The organism is Phenylobacterium sp., assembly GCF_041919955.1.
Lineage (GTDB): Bacteria > Pseudomonadota > Alphaproteobacteria > Caulobacterales > Caulobacteraceae > Phenylobacterium.
In genome coordinates, this window is record NZ_JAYRSU010000026.1 from 1 (window position 1) to 22,595 (window position 22,595).

General features: G+C 69.2%; 22 protein-coding genes and 1 pseudogene. 5 read left to right on the plus strand and 18 right to left on the minus strand.

The genetic code is table 11. The annotated features are described in order from the left end of the window. The 5 genes and pseudogenes from ACE3T2_RS18130 to ACE3T2_RS18150 form a co-directional block, all read right to left on the minus strand. Positions 1-352 (minus strand): annotated as a pseudogene (locus ACE3T2_RS18130) (F0F1 ATP synthase subunit alpha); the annotation flags it as partial. A gap of 4 nt (positions 353-356) precedes the next feature. Further along, positions 357-911, minus strand: a complete 555-nt coding sequence (locus ACE3T2_RS18135; protein ID WP_374659926.1) for a F0F1 ATP synthase subunit delta — start codon at positions 909-911, stop codon at positions 357-359. A gap of 186 nt (positions 912-1,097) precedes the next feature. Next, a complete protein-coding gene (locus ACE3T2_RS18140; RefSeq protein ID WP_374659928.1) occupies positions 1,098-1,397 on the minus strand; it encodes a hotdog domain-containing protein in 300 nt (99 codons plus the stop codon). 181 nt (positions 1,398-1,578) lie between these two features. Further along, positions 1,579-1,920 carry a hypothetical protein gene (locus tag ACE3T2_RS18145; RefSeq protein ID WP_374659930.1) on the minus strand — a complete coding sequence of 114 codons (342 nt, stop codon included), beginning with the start codon at positions 1,918-1,920 and terminating at the stop codon, positions 1,579-1,581. 327 nt (positions 1,921-2,247) lie between these two features. Continuing rightward, positions 2,248-3,243, minus strand: a complete 996-nt coding sequence (locus ACE3T2_RS18150; RefSeq protein WP_374659932.1) for a MerR family transcriptional regulator — start codon at positions 3,241-3,243, stop codon at positions 2,248-2,250. 184 nt (positions 3,244-3,427) lie between these two features. Between ACE3T2_RS18150 and ACE3T2_RS18155 the strand changes: the two genes are divergently transcribed. Then, on the plus strand, positions 3,428-5,401 hold the full coding sequence (locus ACE3T2_RS18155) for a transglycosylase domain-containing protein (RefSeq protein ID WP_374659934.1): 1,974 nt from the start codon (positions 3,428-3,430) through the stop codon (positions 5,399-5,401). Here the strand turns inward: ACE3T2_RS18155 and ACE3T2_RS18160 are convergent. From ACE3T2_RS18160 to ACE3T2_RS18175, 4 genes are all read right to left on the minus strand, one after another. After that, on the minus strand, positions 5,398-7,233 hold the full coding sequence (locus ACE3T2_RS18160; protein WP_374659936.1) for a transglycosylase domain-containing protein: 1,836 nt from the start codon (positions 7,231-7,233) through the stop codon (positions 5,398-5,400). The two genes, ACE3T2_RS18155 and ACE3T2_RS18160, sit on opposite strands and share 4 nt — an antisense overlap. A 164-nt stretch (positions 7,234-7,397) precedes the next feature. Next, a complete protein-coding gene (locus ACE3T2_RS18165) occupies positions 7,398-8,135 on the minus strand; it encodes a M48 family metallopeptidase (protein WP_374659938.1) in 738 nt (245 codons plus the stop codon). 11 nt (positions 8,136-8,146) lie between these two features. Next, positions 8,147-9,418 carry a polyhydroxyalkanoate depolymerase gene (locus ACE3T2_RS18170; protein WP_374659940.1) on the minus strand — a complete coding sequence of 424 codons (1,272 nt, stop codon included), beginning with the start codon at positions 9,416-9,418 and terminating at the stop codon, positions 8,147-8,149. A gap of 128 nt (positions 9,419-9,546) precedes the next feature. Continuing rightward, positions 9,547-10,137, minus strand: coding sequence for an SCO family protein (locus ACE3T2_RS18175; protein WP_374659942.1), 591 nt, complete (start codon positions 10,135-10,137; stop codon positions 9,547-9,549). Positions 10,138-10,272: 135 nt separating this feature from the next. Here ACE3T2_RS18175 and ACE3T2_RS18180 point away from each other — a divergent pair, with 135 nt between their 5' ends. Next, positions 10,273-11,616, plus strand: coding sequence for an ActS/PrrB/RegB family redox-sensitive histidine kinase (locus ACE3T2_RS18180; protein WP_374659944.1), 1,344 nt, complete (start codon positions 10,273-10,275; stop codon positions 11,614-11,616). Positions 11,617-11,697: 81 nt separating this feature from the next. Then, on the plus strand, positions 11,698-12,255 hold the full coding sequence (locus tag ACE3T2_RS18185) for an ActR/PrrA/RegA family redox response regulator transcription factor (RefSeq protein WP_374659946.1): 558 nt from the start codon (positions 11,698-11,700) through the stop codon (positions 12,253-12,255). A 1-nt stretch (position 12,256) separates the two neighbouring features. Here ACE3T2_RS18185 and mmcB read toward each other — a convergent pair whose 3' ends face one another. The 7 genes from mmcB to ACE3T2_RS18220 form a co-directional block, all read right to left on the minus strand. Further along, complete coding sequence (gene mmcB / locus ACE3T2_RS18190; RefSeq protein ID WP_374659948.1) at positions 12,257-12,712, minus strand: DNA repair putative endonuclease MmcB; 456 nt, start codon at positions 12,710-12,712, stop codon at positions 12,257-12,259. 165 nt (positions 12,713-12,877) lie between these two features. Next, positions 12,878-13,285 (minus strand): lipocalin family protein, encoded by a 408-nt coding sequence (locus tag ACE3T2_RS18195; protein ID WP_374659950.1) that lies wholly within the window; start codon positions 13,283-13,285, stop codon positions 12,878-12,880. A 122-nt stretch (positions 13,286-13,407) separates the two neighbouring features. Further along, complete coding sequence (locus tag ACE3T2_RS18200; RefSeq protein ID WP_374659952.1) at positions 13,408-14,538, minus strand: ferritin-like domain-containing protein; 1,131 nt, start codon at positions 14,536-14,538, stop codon at positions 13,408-13,410. Between the two features lie 101 nt (positions 14,539-14,639). Next, on the minus strand, positions 14,640-14,963 hold the full coding sequence (locus ACE3T2_RS18205) for a YnfA family protein (protein WP_374659954.1): 324 nt from the start codon (positions 14,961-14,963) through the stop codon (positions 14,640-14,642). 298 nt (positions 14,964-15,261) lie between these two features. Then, positions 15,262-16,392, minus strand: a complete 1,131-nt coding sequence (locus tag ACE3T2_RS18210; RefSeq protein ID WP_374659956.1) for a ferritin-like domain-containing protein — start codon at positions 16,390-16,392, stop codon at positions 15,262-15,264. Positions 16,393-16,540: 148 nt separating this feature from the next. Beyond that, positions 16,541-17,320 (minus strand): ADYC domain-containing protein, encoded by a 780-nt coding sequence (locus ACE3T2_RS18215; protein WP_374659958.1) that lies wholly within the window; start codon positions 17,318-17,320, stop codon positions 16,541-16,543. Between the two features lie 68 nt (positions 17,321-17,388). After that, positions 17,389-18,066: a hypothetical protein gene (locus ACE3T2_RS18220; RefSeq protein WP_374659960.1), complete on the minus strand. Its 678-nt coding sequence runs from the start codon at positions 18,064-18,066 to the stop codon at positions 17,389-17,391. A 197-nt stretch (positions 18,067-18,263) separates the two neighbouring features. Between ACE3T2_RS18220 and ACE3T2_RS18225 the strand changes: the two genes are divergently transcribed. Continuing rightward, complete coding sequence (locus ACE3T2_RS18225; protein ID WP_374659962.1) at positions 18,264-19,151, plus strand: multiprotein-bridging factor 1 family protein; 888 nt, start codon at positions 18,264-18,266, stop codon at positions 19,149-19,151. Positions 19,152-19,161: 10 nt separating this feature from the next. Here ACE3T2_RS18225 and ACE3T2_RS18230 read toward each other — a convergent pair whose 3' ends face one another. Together ACE3T2_RS18230 and ACE3T2_RS18235 are read right to left on the minus strand one after the other, a co-directional pair. Continuing rightward, positions 19,162-19,569 (minus strand): metallopeptidase family protein, encoded by a 408-nt coding sequence (locus ACE3T2_RS18230; RefSeq protein ID WP_374659964.1) that lies wholly within the window; start codon positions 19,567-19,569, stop codon positions 19,162-19,164. After that, positions 19,562-20,149 carry a hypothetical protein gene (locus tag ACE3T2_RS18235; protein ID WP_374659966.1) on the minus strand — a complete coding sequence of 196 codons (588 nt, stop codon included), beginning with the start codon at positions 20,147-20,149 and terminating at the stop codon, positions 19,562-19,564. The genes ACE3T2_RS18230 and ACE3T2_RS18235 overlap by 8 nt, the downstream gene beginning before the upstream one ends. A gap of 85 nt (positions 20,150-20,234) precedes the next feature. Between ACE3T2_RS18235 and ACE3T2_RS18240 the strand changes: the two genes are divergently transcribed. Further along, on the plus strand, positions 20,235-22,556 hold the full coding sequence (locus ACE3T2_RS18240) for an ATP-binding protein (protein WP_374659968.1): 2,322 nt from the start codon (positions 20,235-20,237) through the stop codon (positions 22,554-22,556). Positions 22,557-22,595: the final 39 nt, after the last annotated feature.

Here is a 22,595-nt window from a genome sequence, read left to right on the forward strand (position 1 = left end):
CGTCGATCGGCTCGCCCAGCGGGTTGACGACGCGGCCCAGCAGGCCCTTGCCGACCGGCACGTCCACGATTTCCGACAGGCGGCGGACTTCGTCGCCTTCCTTGATGGCGCGGTCTTCGCCGAAGATAACGACGCCGACGTTGTCCTTTTCCAGGTTCAGGGCCATGCCCTTCACGCCGGCCGAGGGGAACTCGACCATTTCGCCGGCCTGGACGTTGTCGAGGCCGAAGACGCGGGCGATGCCGTCGCCGACGGACAGAACCGAACCGACGTCCGAGACATCGGCTTCTTCACCGAAATTCGCGATCTGCGACTTGAGGATGGCCGAAATTTCGGCGGCGCGGATATCCATGGGCTTACGCTCTCTTCAGGGCGAACTTGAGGGAGTCGAGCTTCGAACGCAGCGAAGCATCGAACAGACGGGAACCGACCTGCACCTTGATCCCGCCCAGGAGGGCCGGATCGACGCGGGTCTCGATTTCTGGGTCCTTGCCGAGGGCGGTGCGCAGCGCGGCCGCGACGCCCTTGGACTGAGCCGCAGTCAGCGGCACGGCCGTGGTGACCTGGGCCGAGACCGCGCCGCGCGCGTCCGCCGCCAGGCCCTCGAAGGCCGTGATCACCGCCGGCAGGGCCGAGGCGCGGCCGTTGGCGGCCAGCAAGCCCAGGAACTTCCGGGTGGTGGGGTTGAACTTCGCCTTCACGCCAAGGGCGGCCAGCGCCTTGCCCTTGTCGTCGGCGCTGAACGCCGGCGAGGCCAGCAAGGTCCGCAGATCCTTGCTGTCGGCGCTCATGCTTTTCAGCGCCTTGAGGTCGGCCTCGACGGCCGACAGTTTCTTCTCATCGTTCGCGAGATCGAACAGGGCTTGGGCATATCTGCCGCCCACATTCGAAGCCTTGGAATCGTCCGCCACTTATTTTGTCCGCCCGGTGCGCGCAAAAGGCCGCGGCGAAGAAAACTCCACTGCGACCCTAAAGGCTTGAAAGCGCTTGGAAAAGCACATTGGCCATCGAGACTGGTTTAGCCCCTGGCCCGAAGCCGCGCGCCTGATAGCACGCGATTTTCGGCGTCGCAACCAAACCGGCCGCGACACCTTGTATTATGCCGCCTTGGTGATGTCCGTGACCCTACGGAACACGGCCGACCCGGTGGCGATCACATCGCCGCCCTTCGTGAGCAAGCGGCCATAGACGAAGGCCAGGGTGCGGGTCGCGCGGTCCAGGCCCGCTTCGACGCACACCCCCTCGCCAGCCCTTGCGGACGCTGCGTAATCGAGGGTGAGGGAGACTGGCGCTGCGCCCTCGCCTGCCGCTTCGGCCAGGATCGGTTCGAGCAGCCGGGCGGCCGCCGCGGGGCCGTCGGGCAGGATGGTTTGTCGGCGGATGATGTCGTCGGTCATGTCGGGCGGCTGTTTAGGGCGGCGGCGGTGCGCGGCCAAGACGGCGGCGCGGAAAAGCGGCCCTGACATATAGAATCAGAAAGACGGGCGCCGGAGGGCCCGGCGCCCGAGTTACAGGCTCGACTAAGCTAGCGGCTGGGAGGCGCGCCTAGATGTTGCGCGAACCTGGATCCTTCGGAGCCTAGCGGTTCGCGACTTGCTGGGCCGGCAGGGCCGCAGTGTTGCACTGCTCAAGCTTGGCGCCTTCCAGCTGCTTGCGCGCGCCGCCGAACGAGACGACGGCGCCGACCTTCTTGGCCACGTCCTTGCAGGTCGAGGCCGCGTAGGTCTGCGACGACGGGGCCGCCGCCAGGCAGGTGTCGCCTTCACAGAGGAACACCGCGCCGCCGGCGATGAACTTGGTCTTCTCGGCGACCGGAGTCTGCAGCTTGGCGGTGATCGGATCGTCGGCCATGGCCGCGCCGGCGGCGAAGGAGACGGTGACAACGGCGGCGCAGGCGGCCGCGAGGGTACGGAGCTTCATCGAAAGCCCTCCAGCGTTCGGGGAGAAAAGCGAGTCCTTGCGAGACACGGCTCGGCGCAATCCGGGGATTCGCAGCCGGTATCCCCACCGACTGCGCGAGTTGAACTAAGCATCGCTAAGATAACAGTGTTAAGATCGTCGGCAACCAGTTTTTTCGCAACGCGGTTATGCGAAAATGTGGGGGTGCGGACGGATGGGGGCCTCCCCATGTACGCGGGTCGCCGCATTCGCCTCCTTTCGCGCCAAGGATTCGCGCGGCCGGCCCCTCCGATCAAACGATGACTTCACCGCATGGTCCGTGAGCCGCGCGCACGGACGGTGCGCCCGTCAACTCGGATGACGCATCGCGATCATGCCGTGGGTCCGGGCCCGAACATCGGGCGGCGCCAGGCAGGTGGCGAGGGCTTCATAACCGCGCGCGCCCGGATAAGGCGCGACCCGCATCGGCGGCGCGTGGTTGGCCGGGCAGAGCAGCAGGGCCTCGTCCGGCCCGACCGCCGCCAGGTCGAGGATCGCGCAGGACCGGGTCATCAGGAACAGCGGCCGCTGGGCCGAGGCTGTCCTTCGCAGGTAGGCGACGAGCGCGGCCTGTGTCGCCTCGTCCAGTCCCTCCTCGACCATGTCGACCACAAGGGCTCCGCGCTCGGGGTCCTCGACCGCGGCGATCAGGATCGAAAGCGCGTCGGAACGGCTCGCCCCCTCCCCTTCCAGCCAGGCGAGCGCGGCCTCCGTCGCCGGCGTCGCCGGCATCGGGCCTGAATCGTTGCGGTCCAGCGCCAGGAACCGGCCGCCTGGCGAGGCTTGCGCCAGGGCCATCGCCAGCCGCGTCTTGCCGCTGCCCAGCGAGCCGACGATGTAGGTGATCGGGGCCATGTCGCGCAGCTCGAACCGTTCGCCGCCCCAGGGCCAGGGCAGGTCGAGGGCGATCGCCGGCTCGGGCGCGCCCAGCTTCACGAGGTCGGCGATCTGCGGCGACCGCCCCGCGGCCAGGCTGGCGCGAAGCTCGCGCACCTGCTGGACCAGACCAGAGAGCCGCGCGCCCTCGGCTTCGAGCCGCGCCTGATGGGCGGCGAGAGCCGGTCCCAAATCCTGCGGATCGCCGGCCAGCACACGCTCGACCTGGGCGAGGCTGAGGCCGAGGGCGCGCAGGGACGCGATCTCTCCGGCCCGCGCCAATTCGAGCGGCCCATAGGCGCGCCAGCCGGCGGCCGTGCGCAACGGGGCGACGAGCCCGCGCTGCTCGTAGAGTCGCAGGGCCTTGGCGGAAACGCCGAGCCGGCGGGCGGCCTCGGACGGGTTCAGATACTGGGCGGAAACGTTCACGACTCACCTCGCTGTGGCTGACCGCCATATCGATGGGAGCGGCCCCAGGGGCCGGGTCAAGACCCTCCACGAAACCCTCTAAAGCCCCGCTTGTTCACGTCCCGTCAATCATGTCGCGCATTTGGTTCGCCTGGGATATGTCTCCGCCCCGGGGCGGGTGACGGCGAACGTTTTAGGACGACACATGGCCAAACAAGGACCGGGCCCCAAGCCGGCCCGGCGCACCCCGCTGCAGGCGCTGCTCTACTGGACAGCCGTGCTCGGCGTCTGGGGCGCGATCTTCGTCGTGGCCTTCCTGGCGGTGTTCGCGACCGACCTGCCGGACACCTCGACGCTCTATGACGTCGAGCGACAGCCCTCGATCTCCTATCTCGACCAGTCGGGCGCGCTCGTGGCCGTGCGCGGCAGCCAGTACGCGCCGCCCGTCGACCTCGACAAGCTGCCGCCCTACGTGCCGAAGGCGTTCGTCGCCATCGAGGACCGCTGGTTCTACTGGCACCCCGGCTTCAACCCCTGGGGCATCGTCCGCTCGCAGATCTACAACTGGACCCATCGCGGCGAGGGCGGTCCGCTGCGTGGCGGCTCGACCATCACCCAGCAGTTGGCCCGCAACCTCTTCCTGACGCCGGCCCAGAATTATCGGCGCAAGGCCCAGGAGCTGGTGCTCGCCCTATGGCTGGAGGCGAAGTTCTCCAAGAAGGAGATTCTCGCCCTCTATCTTAACCGGGTCTATTTCGGCGGCGGCGCCTACGGCATCGAGGCCGCGGCCCAGCGCTACTTCGGCAAGCCCGCCAGCCAGCTGACCCTGGGCGAGAGCGCCCTGCTCGCCGGCATGATGAAGGGGCCCAACCGCTATTCGCCCGTCTCGCAGACCGACCGGGCCGAGCGGCGGGCGACGATCGTGCTGGACGAGATGGTGCGAACCGGCGCGATCACCGCGGCCGAGCGCGACGCCGCCTTCAAGACCCCGGTGCGCGTCAACCCGACGCTCGCCAACCAGCGCGCGCAGTACTTCACCGACTGGGTCGACGACCAGGTGCGCAGCCTGGTGGGCGAGCCGACCGAGGACCTGGTGGTCGAGACGACACTGGACCTGCCGATCCAGACCGCCGCCGAGCAGGCGATCCGCCGCGGGGTCGAGGCCGGCAAGGGCCAGGGCGTCGAGCAGGCGGCTCTGGTGGCCATCGACGGCGAGGGCCGCATCCGCGCCTATGTCGGCGGGGTCGACTACAACGCCAGCCAGTTCGACCGCGCGACCATGGCCAAGCGCCAGGCCGGCTCGGCCTTCAAGCCGTTCGTCTATCTGGCGGCGATGGACGCCGGACGAACGCCGGGCGACATGGTGGTCGACGAGCCGATCAAGATCGGGAACTGGTCGCCGCGCAACTACACCGGCGACTTCCGCGGGCCGATGACGCTGGAGACGGCGCTGGCCCAGTCGATCAACACCGTCGCAGCCCGTCTGGCCAGCGAGGTCGGCACCGGCAACGTCGCCGCCGCGGCCCGGCGCCTGGGCATCAATTCGCACATCCAGCTCGACCCCTCGATGGCGCTGGGGGCCGTGGAAGTCAGCCCGCTGGAAATGGCCCAGGCCTATGCTCCGTTCGCCAACGGCGGCTTCCTAGCCAAGGGCTACGGGATCTCGCGCATCCGCACCGCCAGCGGCAAGATCCTCTATGACCATAGCGTCGAGAAGGCCGCGCGCCCGCAGGTGATCGGCTCGCCGTCGCTGCAGTACATGAACCAGATGATGCGCCAGGTGGTCGCCGCCGGCACCGGAACCCGCGCCCGTGTCCCCGGCTATGACCTGGCCGGCAAGACCGGCACCACCAGCGATTACCGCGACGCCTGGTTCGTCGGCTACACCGGCGGCTTCGTCACTGCGGTCTGGGTCGGTAAGGACGACAACAAGCCGATGAAGCGGGTGACCGGCGGCGGCGCCCCGGCCGGCATGTGGCGCGACTTCATGGGCCAGGCGCTGCCGCGGCTGAAGGTCCAGGCCATTCCGGGCGGAACCTATACGCCGCCGCCCTCGGCCGACCCGATCGGCGATCTGGTCGACGGCATCGCCGACGCGGTGACCGGCGGCGGCCAGCCTACGCCTGCGCCTGCGACCGGGCCGGCCCCGAAAGCGCCGGCCGACGACGTGCCGTACTAGGTCGGCGGGTCGTCGACCACCTCGGCGGGCGGCAGGTTTTCAGGGCTGGCGTCCAGTAAGGTGTCGATGGTCTCCACCGGCGGCGGCGGCGGCAGGGCGACCGGCGGCGGGCCGACCGGAATCGCCTGGACCGGGACCCGCTTCAGGGCGCCGGTCATGAAGCCGCGCCACAGCTCGGCCGGGGCGCCGCCGCCGGTCACCCGCTTCATCGGCGCGCCGTTGTCGTTGCCCATCCAGACCACCGTGGTCAGGCCGCCCGTGTAGCCGGCGAACCAGGCGTCCTTGTAGTCGCTGGTGGTGCCGGTCTTGCCGGCCAGATCGTATCCGGCGATCGCCGCCTTGGCGCCGGTGCCCGACCGCACCACCCCGCGCAGCATGCGGTTCAGGTCGCTGAGCGCCGGATTGGCGATGACCGCCGGCTGGGGCGTGGGCTTGCGCTGGTAGAGCACCTGGCCGGACACGGTGCGGATGCGCTCGACGCCATAGGCCTGGGCGCGATTGCCGCCGTTGCCGAAGGCCGCATAGGCCTGGGCCATCTCCAGCGGCGAGACCAGACTGGTGCCCAGCGCCATGGCCGGATCGGTGTTGATCGGCGAGACGATCCCCAGCCGCTTGGCGGTGGCCGCCACATTGGCGCGGCCGACCTCGTCGGCGAGGCGGGCGGCGACCGTATTGGTCGACTGGGCCACAGCCTGCTCCAGGGTCAGGATCCCCGCATAGGTGTTGCTGTAATTCTGCGGCGACCAGGTCCCGATCGCCAGCGGCTCATCGACCACGGTCATGTCCGGCGTGCGGCCGGCCTCGAGCGCGGTCAGGTAGACGAAGGGCTTCCAGGCCGAGCCGGCCTGGCGCTTTGCGGTGACCGCACGGTTGTAGGGCGCGCTCGCATAGTCGAGTCCGCCGACCATGGCCCGCACCCGTCCCTGCCCGTCCAGGGCGATCAGCGCGGCCTGGGTGACGTTCTGGGCCTGGTGGCGCGTCACCACCGAGCGGGCCGTGCTCGCGGCCATGGCTTCCAGGCCCGCGTCGAGCGTGGTCTCCACGATGATGTCCTGGCGGGGCGCGCCCACCAGGGCGCGGCGCTGGCCGTCGATCCAGTCGAGGAAGTAGTTCGAGGCGCTGCTGTAGGCCCCGCCCGACAGTTTCAGGGGCTGGGCCATGGCCTGCTTGCGCTGGGCCGGCGTGATGGCGCCGGTCTCGACCATGGTGGCGAGCACGACGTCGGCCCGCTGGGCGGCGTTCTGCGGCTCTTCGATCGGATTGTACTTGGTCGGCGACTTCAGCACCCCGGCCAGGGTCGCAGCCTCGCGCAGGGTCAGCCTGGCGGCCGGCTTGCCGAAGTAGCGGCGCGAGGCCTGCTCGATCCCGTAGGCGCCGGAACCGAAATAGACCCGGCTGAGATAGAGGCCGAGGATCTGCTTCTTCGTATAGGCCCGCTCGAGCTGGAGCGCGTACATCGCCTCGCGGGCTTTGCGCTCCATGGTCTGGTCGGCGCTAAGGAACAGGTTGCGCGCCAGTTGCTGGGTGATGGTCGAAGCGCCCTGGACCGCGCGACCCTGCTCGGTGTTGGCGACGATGGCGCGCGCGATGCCCAGCGGATCGATGCCGTTGTGGTCGTAGAAGCGCCGGTCCTCGATCGACACGAAGGCGGCCGGGACGTGCGCGGGCAGCTTGGCGATGTCGACCGGCGGGCCGTAGCGGCCGCCACGCACGCCGAGCACCGCGCCGGCGCGGTCGATATAGACGACCTGGGCCTCTCGCTTGATCGGCGGCAGCGGCGGAAGTTCAGGCGCGGTCAGCGAGAGCGACGCGGCGACGGCGAGGGAGATCAAGGCTCAAGGCTCCGGGGCGGCCGGCAAGCACGGCCGCTCGCGCCTAATGTCCCCGCTTTGCGGCGGAACCAAGATAATTCGCGGTAATGAAGAGGCGCGTCGATCCAGGGGCGTCATCCCGGAAAGCCCGCAGCGCTTGTCCGCGACCATATTCGGTTGGACGCCTACCGCCCGAAGGCGTGCAGGCGCGCGCCCTCGGCGCGAAGCCAGGCGCGGTGGGGGCGTTCGTCGCCGACCAGAGCCTTCACATGGGCCCAGAAGCGCGGGCCGTGGTTCAGCTCCAGCAGGTGCGCGCATTCGTGGGCGGCGACGTAGTCGGCCACCTCGAAGGGCGCGAGCGCCAGGCGCCAGGAATAGCGGATCGCCGGCGGCTTGCCGGGCAGGCCTGGGCGGCATGAGCCCCAGCGGGCGCGGGCGTCCATGATCGTCACGCTGGGCAACCGCGCGCCCAGTCGGGCGGCGTGAAAGGCGGTGCGCTCGGTGAAGACGCGAAGGGCCTCGCGCCGGATGATGCGGATCACCGCGGCGGCAAAGACCGCGCCCTCGCCACGGGCGGTGATGCGGGCGGGTTCGTGCTCGGTCGCCGGATGCAGGCGGGCCGGCTTGTCGCTGGCCTCAAGGCGGCAGGGCTCGCCGAACAGGGTGATGGTGACGCCCGGCGCCGCCGCCTCCACGTCCGGCAGCTCGGCCAGGCGCTCGGCGATCCAGGCGGCGCGGTCGCGGGCGAACGCGGCCGCCTCGGGCAGGCGGCGCAGGGAGGGGGCGGTGGCGATGATCTCGCGCTTGGTGCGGTCGAGCCGCAGCGACACGCGCCGCGCACGGCTATGAACCTTGAGGCGGACCGTGGCGCCGGCCACCTCCAGCCGGTCGCCGTCCGCGAGCGAGCGGCCGAACAGACTCATCGGCTCGAAATCTAGGCTGCGTCGCGGGCCTTTTCGAGGGCGCCTTCCATGCGACGGATGAACGCCCGCACCCGCGGATAGATCTCCTCGCGGAAGCGGCGGCCGTTGAATACGCCGTAGTGGCCGACGTGCGGCTGGACGTAGTCTTCCTTGAAGTCGTCCGACAGGCCCGTGCAAAGCGTGTGCGCGGCCTGGGTCTGGCCGATGCCGGAGATGTCGTCGTTCTCACCCTCGACGGTCAGCAGGCCGATGTCGCGGATCGAGCCCGGCTGCACCGGGCGGCCGCGATGGTTCAGCTCGCCGCGCGGCAGCAGATACTGCTGGAACACATAGTCGACCGTCTGGAGATAGAACTCCTCGGTCAGGTCCAGAACCGACAGGTACTCGTCGTAGAATTCCAGGTGCTTTTCGGCCGCGTCGCCGTCGCCCTTCATCAGGTCCTCCAGGTAGCGCAGGTGCGCGTCCTGGTGCTTCTCGATGTTCATCGACATGAAGGAATAGAGCTGGACGAACCCCGGATAGACGCGGCGGCCCATGCCCGGATAGGGCGCGGGCACGGTGTCGATCATGTTCGACTTGAACCAGGCGAAGGGCTTTTCCTCGGCCAGCTTGTTGGTGACGGTCGGCGACATGCGCGCGTCGATCGGCGAGCCCATGATGGTCATGGTGCCTGGGCGGCATTCCTCGCCGTCCTCGGCCATCAGCGCAGCGGCGGCCAGCACGGCCGGGCCGGGCTGGCAGACGGCGACCACATGCGGGCGCGGCCCGAGCTGGCGCAGCATGTCGCGGACGTGGTCGACATAGTCGTGGAAATCGAAGCGGCCTTCCATCACCGGCACGTCGCGGGCGTTCGACCAGTCGGTGATGAACACCTCGTGGTCCTGCAGGAAGGCTTCGGCCGTTCCGCGCAGCAGGGTGGCGTAGTGACCCGACAGCGGGGCGACGATCAGCACGGCCGGCTCCAGCTCGCGCCGACCGGCGCGGCGCATGTCGGCCATGTCGCGGTCGAAGTGGACCAGCTTCACCCAGGGCGAGGACCAGACCTCGGTCGGGCGCACGCGTACGGCGTGGCCGTCGATCTGCACCGAGTCGATGTTCCAGGCCGGGCGGCCGTAGCGCCGCGTGAGGTTGGCGAACAGGTCGGAGCCGGCGAACAGCCGCCGCCCGAGCTCGGAATCCTTGGCCGGGTTCAGGGGCGAGGACCAGAAGTCCCGCGTCGCCCGCGCGGCCCAGCGCAGCGGGGTGGAGGCGTAGTAGCCGGCCTCGTAGAGCGTGTAGAGCATCGCCACATCCTCTTGCTGCGGCGCAGCATAGCACGCGGTATGTTAAGAGAGTCCAGAGGGAACCGTCGCCTTAGTGCGGCAAGGTGAAGCTGGCGAAGGCTGAAACGCGGGCGATGCGCCGCCGCGGCTCAGCGCATCGCGTCCGAAATCTGGCGCGCGATCTCTTCCGGACCGATGCCGTAGGGCAGGACCCGGTCGAACTGGCCCTTGGGGTTCATCAGGTAGGCGGCGGTCGAGTGATCGACCAGGTAGGCGTCGCCCTCGCCGTTCTTCTTGTAATAGACGCGATAGGCCTTGGCGGCGGCGGCGACCTGCTCGGGCGTGCCGGTCAGGCCGATCGTCCCCTTGGGAAAGACCTCGTTGGAAAGGTAGGACTTCAACTGGGCGGGGGTGTCCCGTTCGGGGTCCACCGAGATGAACACCACCTGCAGCTTGTCGGCCTTGGGACCGAGTTGCGCCTGCGCCGCGCCCAGGGCCTGCATGGTGGTCGGGCAGACGTCCGGGCAGTAGGTGAAGCCGAAGAAGACGGCCGTCCATTTGCCCTTCAGGATCTTCTCGTCGACCGGCTTGCCGTCCTGGTCGACCAACTGGAACGGGCCGCCGACCAGCGCCGTCCCCTTGCCGTCATTGGAGAACACGCCGGCTTTCCAGGCGACCGCGCCCAGGAAAGCCAGGCCGATCACGCAAGCGGCGATAAGGATGATGTTGCGGCGGGACATGAAGACAACCTTTTGGGGCTCGTCAGGCGCGATTTTCGGCGCAATGCTCGCGACATGAAGGCGTCCATGCGGAACCCTCGGCCGTCGCAGCCGGCGCAAGGCTTCGATAGGCAAAGGCCCGAGCCCGCGCAAGGCGTGGACGACCTCGGCGTGGCCGGCTGGGGCGTGGAAGGCTGGAAGCTGGCCGACGCGCGCGGCGACCGCCTGCGCCTGCGCACCCTGGTCACCCTGCGCTGGATGCTGATCTCGGGCGAGGTGATGGTCTTCCTGACCGCCCTGGTGGCCGGGCTCCAGGCGCCCTTCATCCTCTGCTTCGCCGTGATCGGGGCCGGCGCGTGGGTCAACCTGCTGACCAGCGTCGCCTCGCCCGGCCAGCGGCTGATGGGCGGTTGGGAGGCGACGGCCCAGCTCAGCTTCGACCTCGGGCGCATGGCGGCGCTGCTGTTCCTGACTGGCGGCAGCGCCAACCCTTTCATGCTGATGATGCTGGCGCCGGTGACCTTGGGCGCGGCGACCCTGGCGTCGCGCTCGGTCGCGGCGCTGGCGGCCATCGCCACGGCCCTGGCGATCCTGCTGGCCTTCGTCCACATGCCGCTGCCCTCTTGGCGTCACGTGACGCTGGAGCCGCCGCTGGTCATGCACCTGGCCTATTCAGTCGCGGCGGTCACCGGCGTGGTGATCATCGCCGGCACCGTGCGTCAGGCGGCCGAGGAATCGGCGCGGATGGCCCTGGCGCTCGACCTCACCCAGGCGGTGCTGGCCCGCGAGCAGCGGCTCTCGGCGCTCGGCGCCCTGGCCGCAGCCGCCGCGCACGAGCTGGGCACCCCGCTCGCCACCATCTCGATCGTCTCCAAGGAACTGGCGCGGGAGGCGCCGACGCCCAGCGTCAAGGACGACGCCGAGCTGCTGATCGCCCAGGCCGAACGCTGCCGTGAAATCCTGCGCCGCCTGACCGACGCGCCCGACGCCGCCTCCGACGAGGTGCACGAGCGGATGAGCCTGCTTCAGCTGGTGCATGAGGTGATCGAGCCCCACACCGACGTAAAGGGCGTGCGGGTCGAGGCGATCGTCTCCGGCGCGCCCGGCGTCGTCGCCCCCGACATCTGGCGGATGCCCGAGGTGCTGCACGCCATGACCTCGTTCGTCGAGAACGCCGTCGACTTCGCCGAATCCGAGGTGCTGGTGACGGTGCGATTCGACGGCGAACAGGTCGCGGTCGAGGTTCGCGACGATGGCCCGGGCTTCGCGCCCGAGGTGCTGGCGAAGCTGGGCGAGCCCTACGTCACCAGCCGGCCGGGCGTCGCCAGCGGGCGAACGGGGCATGTCGGCATGGGCCTGGGCTTCTTCATCGCCAAGACTTTACTGGAACGGACCGGGGCCGTTGTGACTTTTCAGAACGGCAGGCCGCGCGGCGCCGTGGTGGCGGCGCGCTGGCCTCGCGCCCGCATTGAGGTGAAGGGGGCCTCGCCACATGCTTGAAGCCCCTTGCGGATCAGCGCCAAGCAGCGACATGATGCCGCAGGAGGCGTGGAACCAGAACGCCCCTATCGGAGGTTGCGCATGACCGATCTCTCCGCCGACATCGCCGCCCTGCCCGACCGGACTCTGCTCGTGCTCGACGATGACGCGCCCCTGCGCACCCGGTTGGGCCGCGCGCTGGAGCAGCGCGGCTTCGAGACGACGTTGGTAGGAAGCGTCGCCGAGGCCCTGGCCTCGGTGAAGACCCACCCTCCGGCCTATGCGGTGCTGGACATGCGGCTCGAGGACGGCAGCGGCCTGAAGGTGGTCGAGGCGGTGCGCGAGGCGCGGCCCGACGCCAAGGTCATCATGCTGACCGGCTATGGCAACATCGCCACCGCCGTGGCGGCGGTGAAGTCGGGTGCGATCGACTATCTGTCGAAGCCGGCCGACGCCGACGACGTGGCCCGCGCCCTGCTGGCCCGCAAGGACGAAGCGCCCGCGCCGCCCGAGAACCCGATGAGCGCCGACCGAGTGCGCTGGGAGCACATCCAGCGGGTCTACGAGCTCTGCGGCCACAACGTCTCGGAGACGGCCCGCCGGCTGAACATGCACCGCCGCACCCTGCAGCGGATTCTGGCCAAGCGCGCGCCCCGGTAGCTCAGACGGCGAGTTCGCTCGCCGCAACGCCAGCCGCGCGCATCGCCGCCAGGCGGGCGAACGCGATGGTGAGGGCCTTGCGGCGGGCAGGCGCCAGGGGACTGACCGGCGCCTCGCGCAGCACCGCCCCGCCGAAGCCGTCGCAGACGATCAGGCCCGGTTCCTCCGGCAGGATCTCGCGCGGAAATTCCGGCGCCACGGCGAAGGCGAAGCGGTCGCAATAGGGCAGGTACTCATGCCACTTGCGATCGACCCGATAGTCCTCGATCCCCGACTTCACCTCGAAGATCACCAGCTCGCCCTTGGCGGACAAGGCCATCAGGTCCGCGCGCCGGCCGTTGGGCAGGGTCACCTCGGTCAGGGGCGCATAGCCGAGGTCGACCAGCAGCCGTGCGGCCCCGCGGGTGACGTTGGCCGTAATCTCAGGCCGGCCGAGCGTGACGATGGTGACGTCCATGCCGAAACCATGTTCCGGTTTCGTTCGAGGCGCAAGAGGCGCGAACGATGCGTCAGTTCTTGGCTGGCAGCGGGAATTCGAGACGCCCGACGTCGTAGCCCAGCTGCTTCAGTCGCGCGACCGCCTGGGTCTTCACGGCGCCCGGCAGGGTCGGACGCTGCGACATCAGCCACACCGCGCGCCCACCCGGCGTGCCGAGATCAGCCAGCCCTGGTCGGGGCGATGCTCGAGCACCCAGTACTCCTGCTTCACCAAGCCGTTGAAGAACGTCATCTGCAGCTTGGCGTTGGTCGAGGGGTCCAGCACCTTGGCCTTGGCCTTCCATTCGGTCACCGGCGCGGTGAGCGAACCCTTGTGGCAGGCCTGAACCACGGCGAAGCCGTCGGCCACCCGCTGCCAGTCCGAGGTGCCGCCCTGGCAGCCCGTCTGGATCTTGTTGGGCAGACGGGCGACCTCGTACCAGCGGCCCATCATCTTGGTCAGTTCGACCTTTTCGGTCGGCGCCGACGGGCCGGCGAGCGCGGGCCCGGCGAACAGGGCGGCGGCGAGGATCGAGAAAGCGAGTGCGCGCATGAGGCAGGAATTATGGAAGTTCGATGGAATTGAAAACGCCCGCAGAATCTCTCTGCGGGCGTCCACACAATTTCAACGCAAATTTTGTCGCTTCGACGGCAGCTTAGCCTTAAGCGCGCGGGTTACTCCGCCGCAAGGGTGACGTTGGCGGCGATGCGGTCCTTGAAGTTGATCTTCTGGAGGTACTTGATCCCCTCCTCGGCGATGTCGTCGCCGACCATGCGGTCGCCTTCGCCCTTCAGCTCCTCCATGTCGACATACATGCCATAGAAGGCGCGGGTGCGGTCGGTGATGATGCCGGCGTTCAGCAGAGTCTTGATAAGCACCCGGAAGATGTTGGTGCTCTCCTTCATGTCCTCGCGGCGCACCTCGTCGGTGGCGATGACCTGGATTTCCTCCAGCACCTTGGCCGGGTCGAGGCCGAACTCCTCGTAGAGCGCAGTCTGCTCGCTCGGCGAGACCAGATTGAACAGCAGGATCTGGAAACAGTGCGCGGCCCAGTCCTCGACGATGTTGTGCTCTTCGGTCGTAAGCTTCGGGATCGTCCGGTCGGCCCAGATCTTCCCGAACTTGTGGTGGAAGGCCTCGTCGGTCATCACCAGCTGCATCAGCTGGCGGCCAAGCGGGTCGTTGAGCTTCTGATAGAAGGTGGCGAAGGCGCCCATGGCCAGGCCCTCGACCAGCATCTGCATGCCGATGATCTTCTTGTAGACCTCAGGGCTGCCGATGATGTCGACCAGCAGGTCCTGCAGCACCTTGCTGCATTCGATCGGCCGGCCCCAGCGCGCCTTGATGTACTTGGCGAAGGCGGTGACGTGGCGGGCTTCCTCGCGGGTCTGGTTGGCGGCGTATTCCTGCGCGCCCTGATCCAGCAGCACATGGCACAGGCTGGCCGAGAGATTCAGCGCCCCCTGCTCGCCGTGCAGGATCGAGGAGAACGAATAGAGCAGCGACTTGTTGACGAACTGGGCCCGCAGTTCCGGCGTGTTCAGCTTGGCCTTCACGTAATCGGTGTGCAGGGCGACGTTCAGGTCCTCGCTGACCAGCGGCTGGCTGGACATGTCCCAAGGCGCGGAGAAGTCGATGTACTTGGGATCGAGCGGGTCCCAGAAATGGTCGTGGGTGGCCGAGATGATCTTGTCGAAGGCCGTCGAGCGGTTGTTGTAGCGGTCGAGGTCCAGCATCGACTCGAAGTCGTCGGGCGCGACGGCGTCGTAGATCAGGTCCTTGGTGATATTGCCGTCGGCGGCCATGGCTCTGCTCCCTATGTCGTTGGGGCGGACTGCAACACCGATGTTCCGTCACGTCAAAAGAAAATGACGCACCCGTCAGATTTGTAATGATCAGTGATCACCTAGGCGGTTCGTGGCCCCAGCAGGATGATCGCGGCGCCGGCCAGGCACACCCCGGCGCCGATCAGGTCCCAGCGGTCGGGCCGCACGCCTTCCACCGCCAGCAGCCAGACAAGAGATGCGGCGATGTAGACCCCGCCATAGGCTGCATAGGCGCGCCCTGCCGCCGCGCTGTCGACCAGGGTCAGCAGCCAGGCGAACAGGCAGAGGCTGGCGATCCCGGGAACCAGCCACCAGACCGGCTTGTCCTGGCGCAGCCACATCCAGAACGAAAAACACCCGGCGATCTCGGCGAGCGCGGCGGCGACGTAGATGAGCGCGGTCATGGGGCCACATGGCCGCATCGCCTCGCCAAGCACAACCGGCGTCATCCCGGTTTCGGCGCAGCCGAAGACCGGGACCCATGAACACCGGATGGCGCACGATGCGGCTCGGCCGCGCCATTCACTCGAACTCAGATGCGAATGGGTCCGGTCTTGCTTCGCAAACCGGGATGACACTCGCTGAGTCACATCGGCTCACCCCCGCGAAGCCCGGGCCTAAGCTGACTTGTCACGGAAACGAAAACGGCGCTCCAGCCGAGGCCGAAGCGCCGTTCCTACGCGTGATTGTGCGGGTCGCTGACTATTCCGCCGCGATCGAGATGCTGCTCGCCAGGCGGTCCTTGAAGTTGATCTCCTGGAGGTACTTGATCCCCTCCTCGGCGATGTCGTCGCCGACCATGCGGTCGCCCTCGCCCTTCAGCTCTTCGAGATCGACGTACATGGCGTAGAAGGCCTTGGTGCGGTCGGTGATGATGCCGGCGTTGAGCAGGGTCTTCACCAGCACCCGGAAGATGTTGGTCTGCTCCTTCATGTTCTCGCGGCGGGTCTCGACGGTGACCATCTGGGCCATCTCGGCGATCACCCGGTCGGGATCCAGGCCGAACTCCTCATAGAGGTCGCGCTGCTGGCTGGGCGAGACGAGGTTGAACAGCAGGGTCTGGAAGCAGTGCGCCGCCCAGGTCTCGATGATCTCGTGCTCGGCCTCGGTCAGGTGCGGGATGGTGCGGTCGGCCCAGATCTTCCCGAACTTGTGGTGGAAGGCCTCGTCGGTCATCACCAGCTGGAGCAGCTTCTTGCCCATCGGGTCGCGGATGTTGTTGAAGAAGGTGGCGAAGGCGCCCATGGCCAGCCCCTCGACCAGCATCTGCATGCCGATGATCTTCTTGTAGACCTCCGGCGAGCCGATGATGTCGACCAGCAGGGCCTTCAGGGTCGGGCCGCATTCCACCGGCCGGCCCCAGCGGGCCTTGATGTACTTGGCGAATGCGGTGACGTGGCGCGCCTCTTCGCGGGTCTGGTTGGCGGCGTATTCCTGCGCGCCCTGGTCCTTCAGCACGTGACACAGGCTGGCCGAGAGGTTCAGCGCCCCCTGTTCGCCATGCAGGATCGAGGAGAACGAGCGCAGGGTCGACTGGTTGATGAACCGCGTGCGGGTCTTCGGATCCGACAGGTGGTTCGACACGTAATCGGTCGACAGCGAGATGATCATATCCTCGGGCAGGAGAGGCTCGTTCTCCATGTCGAAGGGCTCGTCGAAGTCGATGTACTTCTTGTCGAGCGGATCCCAGAAGTGGTCGTGCGTGGCCGAGATGATCTTGTCGAAGGCGGTCGAGCGGGCGTTGTAGCGGTCCAGCTCCAGCATCGACTCGAAGTCGTCGGGCGCGACCGCGTCGTAGATGACGTCCTTGGTGATGTTGCCGTCGGCGGCCATCGGCTCTTCCTCCTGACATGCGGGCGCACGCCGGCGCCTCGGGTTTCCTCGCTGGCGAAACCCTCTCAACAGAACACCGATCAGTCAAGAAAAATGACGCCAGCGTCACCTTTTGGGACACCAGCGTCGCAGGTTCGTCCGGGACGGCCTATTTCGAGTGATTGAACAGCAGCGCCCCGCGCCGCCGCGCCTCGGCCTTGTCGCAGGGCGCAGCCGCCAGGCGCGGCTGAGACTCCAGCAGCACCGCCGTCGGCAGCAGGTTCTCCCAGCGGGTGCGGGCGACGCAGACCGCCCCGTCCGGTCCCCAGCCGGCCTCGAACTTCCAACTCGGATCATCCGAAGCATCGTCGCTGACCCCGGCGACGTCGCCCCACAGGATCAGAGTTCCGTTGCGGGTGTGCGGCGCGCCACGACCGTCGTAGTCGGCCCGCACCATGTGCTGGCACGCCTGGTAGAAGGGCGCGAGGTCGGCGCCGCTCGGGGCCTTGCGGAAGGGGTTGTAGCCCCACAGCACGCACTTGCCCTGCGAGCCGGAGGTGCAGGTGAGAAACCAGCTCTGCGGATCCTTCACGTAGCGCCCCTTGGCGTCCCAGCGTCCGGCGACCGGAAACCCGGCCCGGCGGCCATAGGCGTCGGCGTTACACAGCGGCCGCCACTGGCCGCTCCTGGCGTCCAACATGCTGAAGCGATGCAGCAGGACGGCCGGATCCTCCGCCGCCGGCTCGATCGCATCGAGGCGGGCGGTGAAGACCTCGCCACGCTCGTCGCGGATTTCCATCTCGGCGCCGACCAGATCCTCGGAGCCGAGCGTGCGGCCGTCCGGCAAGGTGAGTTCGAAGCGGGTCTCGCGCACCTGGACCGCGGCCGAGGCGGCGGGGGCGGCGAACATGAGCGCGGCGAAGACGGCGAAGGCGAGACGAAGGCGCATGGCGAAAGCTTCCGATCGGAAAGAAGTGTGGCGCGGCGCAACCCCAGAGGCGCCGCGCCACCGGCGCGTCAGCGGGCGAGGCCGTTCAGCGACACGCCGTTCGAGCCGCTCGGACCGCCCCACGAGCCGAGCACTCGATCAAGGCCTGTCGTCGCGACGCCGTTCGAGCCCATCGACCCGCTAGGACCGCCCGCACGCTTAGCCTCGGCCGGCAGCTTGACCGACAGGACGCTCATGCCGGGCTTGGTCGAGCAGACCGAAGGCTTCTGCGTCTCGCAGACGTCGATGGAGCGGGCGGCGACGCCGTTGAGGCCAAGTCCGTTCAGTTCGACGCCGTTCGCGCCGACCGGACCCCAAGCGCCCGGCGCGCGGGCCAGGCCCGTGGCCTCCACGCCGTTGGCCCCGGTCGGACCCCACGAGCCGGGAATGCGGGCGACCCCGCTGGCGGCGATCCCGTTGGCGCCGGTCGAGCCGCTGAAGCCGCCCGGCGCGCGGTTCAGGCCCGTCGCGGCCGCACCGTTCGACCCCGTCGACCCGCTCGGGCCGCCCGCACGCTGAGCCTCGGCCGGCAGCTTCACCGACAGTACCTGCATGCCGGCCTTTCCCCCGGCCTCGGCGCCGTTCAGGGCGATGCCGTTGAGGCTCATGCCGTTGGAGCCGACCATCCCGCCCGGGCCGCCCGCCGAGGCGGCGGTGGCGGTCACGAGGGCGAGGGCGGCGGTGGCGGCGAAGAGGGTCTTGTTCATGGTCGTTTCCTTTTCTCTGTGATGGCGTCGCCGGCGACCGCTGCGGGCCGCCGTTCGTGGAGCGGGCTTATGGCGGCGCCCGCACCCTGCGCTGAGTTGCAACGGCGTTCGCCGACCGGCGCCTCTGGTTGCGCCACCGATTGCACGGCGGTTGCATCCTGGTTGCATCGACAAGCGGAGCCGTGGACAGTCGGGCCATGGAGGCTCTCGCCTTCCCCGCCCGCCTGGAGCTGGCCCTGCAGGCCCTCGCCGTCACCCGCGCCCGCGTCGCCGCCGAGCTGGGCGTCGACAAGTCCCTGGTCGGGCGCTGGGCGTCGGGGGCGGTCACGCCTTCCAGCGCCAACCTCGACCGGCTGAGCGCCTACATCGCCCTATCGCGTCCCGGCTTTTCGACGCGCGACTGGAGCCTGGAGCCCGCCGCCTTCCGCGCGCGGCTGGGCCTGGCCGCCGAGGAGGCGCGCGAGGCCGGTTCGACCCTGGGCGGCTGGCTGCCGCTGACCCTGATGACCGAGGCGGCCATGACCGCCCGCAACCGCGGCGCAGCCTATGAAGGAATCTGGAAGACCACTCGCCCGTCGGCCGAACTGCCCGGGCGGTTCCTGCACGACCACGTCCTGATCCGTCGCGCCCCAAACGGCCTGCTCAGCTATCGGGTCGGGGTCGGCGACATGCGCTTCGAAGGCTGGTCCTTCCCGCTGCAGAACCAGCTGTTCTCCATCGCCACCGAGGCTTCCAGCGGCACGCTGATCTTCTCGATCTTCAACGGCGTGGCGCGGCAGAAGGCGGTCACACTGGACGGCCTGACCCTGTCGTGTTTGCGCGACGCCGGCGGCTCGCCCGTGGCCGGGGCCTGCCTTATGGAGCGTCTGCACGACCTCTCCGAGGACATCGAGGCCGACGACGCCCTCTTCGCCGAACTGATCGTCCAGAACCCGGTCGCCCCGGAGGGCTCAATCCCGGACGCGGTCCGCGATCACCTGTTCCGCGACGTCGGCCCCGCGGCCCTCGCCGCCGGCGGCGAGGCGATGCTGGTCATGAACTTCGCCCGCTCGATGTCGACCGGACCGCTCTACAGCCGCCCCTGAGCAGCGTCGGTCAGCCCGCTGCGTCCTCGATGGCGTGGATGTCGTCGTCGGAGAGGCCGAAGTGGTGGCCGATCTCGTGGACCAGCACGTGGCTGACGAGATCGGCGAGACTGACGTCTCCGCGCGCGGACCACTCGTCGAGGATGGCCCGGCGATAGAGGAAGATCCGGCTCGGCCCCGGCGAGGGGTCGAACACCGAGCGGTGGCCGATGTGCACGCCGCTGTAGAGGCCGGTCAGTTCGAACGGGTCCTCGATGCCCAGCTCGTCCAGCACCTCGTCGCTGGCGAAGTCGTCGACGCGGAAGACGACGTCCCCCGTCATCCGGCGAAATCCCTCGGGCAAGGCTGCGAACGCGGCCTCGGCGAGGGCGGCGAGGTCGTCGAGGGACGGAGCGGTTCCGGCGTAGGGCTTACTCATCAGGCACGACTATATGGGGAGCCTCCGGCAGCCTTGCCTCAAAAAGCCCGATGTCCAGCGGCTGCTGGGGTTTGACCGCCCGCAGCGGCTGGCGGGTCAGGGCGCGGACCGACTCCGCGTCCATCTCCTCGCCGCCCTTGCGCCGGGCGTGACGGGCCTGGGTGTCGCCCGCATGGCGCAGCGGCGCGCCCCCGATCCGCCAGTAGGAGATCATCGCCCGCCAGATCGTCGCCGGGGCCGGCGGCGGCGCAGGCCAGCGGCGGCCGTCCTGGAAACTGGGCATGATGGGCGGCGGCGCACGTTGGCGCCCGCCGCGCGGGACGGCCTGCTCGACCAGACTGATGAAGCGATCCTCGGCCGGCACGGCGAACAACCGGCCCGGCCGGTCGTCCTCGACCCGCCCCGCCAGGGCGTCCAGCGCGGCCTGCCGCGTCGCATAGGGCGGTCCGACCGGCTCGGTGAGGAACGCCACGCCCTCGCCCGCCAGGCGTTCGGCCTCGCGTTCGCGCGCCGCACGGCCCTTGGGCGCGGAGAAAGCCTGGCCCGCATCGGCGGCCACCGGGTAAAGGATGGCGGTCATAACCTTCCGATCATCGCCGAATTGCGCGGACCAAACTATGGTCCCTTGAGATGATTCGCCGTCTCGGAGGGGCGACGGAGCGCCGATGAGCGAGCAAGACCTGATCCTTGGAGCCGCGGCCGGCGCGGTGCTGCTCGCCCTGTGCGCGATGTTCTGGCTGGTCGACCAGCGCCGCCGCAACGAGGCCCGCGTCGAAGCCCTGCGTGAGCGGGTGCGCGAACTGGAAGCCGGCGCCGAGGCGGCCCAGGCCTCGGTCGAGGCCTTCGATTCCGTCCTGCTGGCCGTCGAGGACGGCCATGCAAGCCTCACCTCGGGTCAGGAAAGCCTGACCGCCTGCGCCGCGGCCCTCGGCCTGCCGCCGGCCGCCGATCCGCAGGCCGTGGTCGCGGCGCTGATGCGCGCCGACCCCGACCATGCGCGGCGCCTGCGCGCCCTGTTCGAACGCGGCGAGGCCTGCGCCTTCGAAGTCCAGGGCCCGGGCGGCGCCGTCGCCGTCGAGGGCCGCGCCGCCGGGGCCCTGGCCTGGCTGCGACTGTCGGCCGTGGTCGGCCAGGACGCCGGCCTGCCCACGGCCCCCCGCTTCGCCGCCTTCCTGGACGCGCGGACGACCCCGGCCTGGATCTCGGCCGCCGACGGCAGCCCGGTCTGGGTCAACGCAGCCTGGCTGGCCGCGACCGGCGCCGCCACCCTGGACGAGGCCGCCGACAAGGGCCTGTCCTTCGACAAGGGCGCTGAGAGTTTGGCCAGCGAGGCGGCCAATCTGGGTTCGCGCCGCCAGAGCCTGCGCTGGACCACCCTGGACGGCCGCCGCCGCGCCCTGCAGGTCACCGCCCAGCCACTGGACGGCGGCGGGGTGGGTGTCTGGAGCGACGACGTCACCGAGACCGAAGAGCTCCGCGAGGCGCTGAAACGCCACGTCGAGGCGCATGACGAGACCCTGAACCACATCGCCGACGCGGTCGCCATCTTCGGCGAGGGCAAGCGGCTCATCTTCCACAACACCGCCTTCGCCGAGCTGTGGGGCCTGGAGCCGGCCTGGCTGGCCGAGCGCCCGACCCACGGCGAGGTGCTGGACCGACTGCGCCAGCGCCGCCGCCTGCCCGAGACCGCAGACTACGGGAAGTGGAAGGCCGCGGAGCTCGACCGCTACGAGGACACCTCCAGCGGGCCCGACGACCTCTGGAGCCTGCCTGACGGCCGAACCCTGAAGGTCGGCCGTCAGCCGCACCCGATGGGCGGGGTGGTGCTGCTGTTCTCCGACATCACCGGCGAGCTGCGGCTGAAGGCCCAGTACAACGCTCAGATCCAGGTCCAGCAGGCCACGCTCGACAAGCTCAACGACGCCGTCGCGGTGTTCGGCTCGGACGGGCGGCTGCGCCTGCACAACGAGGCCTTCGAGCTGTTCTGGAACGTCAGCGGCGACCAGCTCGAGATGGCTCACGACTTCGAGGGCGTCGTCGAGCTGTGCGTACGCCGCCTGCACGACATGAACTTCTGGCGCGAGCTGAAAGGCCGCGTCGCCGATCCAGATCCCCAGGCCCGCGCCCCGATCTCGGGCGAGGTGAAGACCTCGGATTCGCGCATCGTCGTCTATCAGAGCCGTCCGCTGCCCGACGGGGCGACGCTGATCGCCTTCGCCGACGTCACCGACGCGCGCAAGCTGGAGAGCGCGCTGGCCGACCGCTCCGCCGCCCTGGCCGAGGCCGAGCGGTTGAAGCGCGACTTCGTGGGCAACGTCTCCTACGAGCTGCGGACCCCGCTCACCACCATCATCGGCTATTCAGAGCTGCTGGAACGCTCGGGCGAGAACCTGTCCGAGCGAGGCCGTGGGCACGCGGCGGCGGTGCGCACCGCCGCCACCCAACTGGCCCGCTCGATCGACGACGTGCTCGACATGGCCCAGATCGACGCCGACGAGATGGCGCTGGACCTTGCCGACGTGCGCGTCGCCGATCTCCTGAACGAGGCGGCCGAGCGCTGGGCCAAGGAGGCCGAGGCCGCCGGCGTCACCATCAAGATCGAGCACCCCGACGATATCGGCCTGCTGCGCGGCGACCTGCGCCGCCTGACCCAGACCCTGGACCACTTGACCGAGAACGCCGTGCGCCAGACCCCGCCCGGCGGAACCGTCACCCTGGCCGCCCGCCGTGGCCTGGGCGAGGTCCAGCTGCAGGTCACCGACACCGGCCGCGGCATTCCCTTCCACGTGCAGGCGCACATCTTCGACCGCTTCGTCGGCCGCGAGCGTGGCGGGCCGGGCCTGGGCCTGGCGCTGGTCAAGGCCCTGGTCGAGTTGCACGGCGGCTGGGTGGCTCTGGAGAGCGAGCCCGGCGCCGGCGCGACCTTCACCTGCCACCTTCCCGAAGCCGCCCAGGGCGCGGCGGGCCACCCCGAACTGAAATTCTGAGCCGGCGCGAATTGCGGCGACACGGCGCCGGCGCTGCCG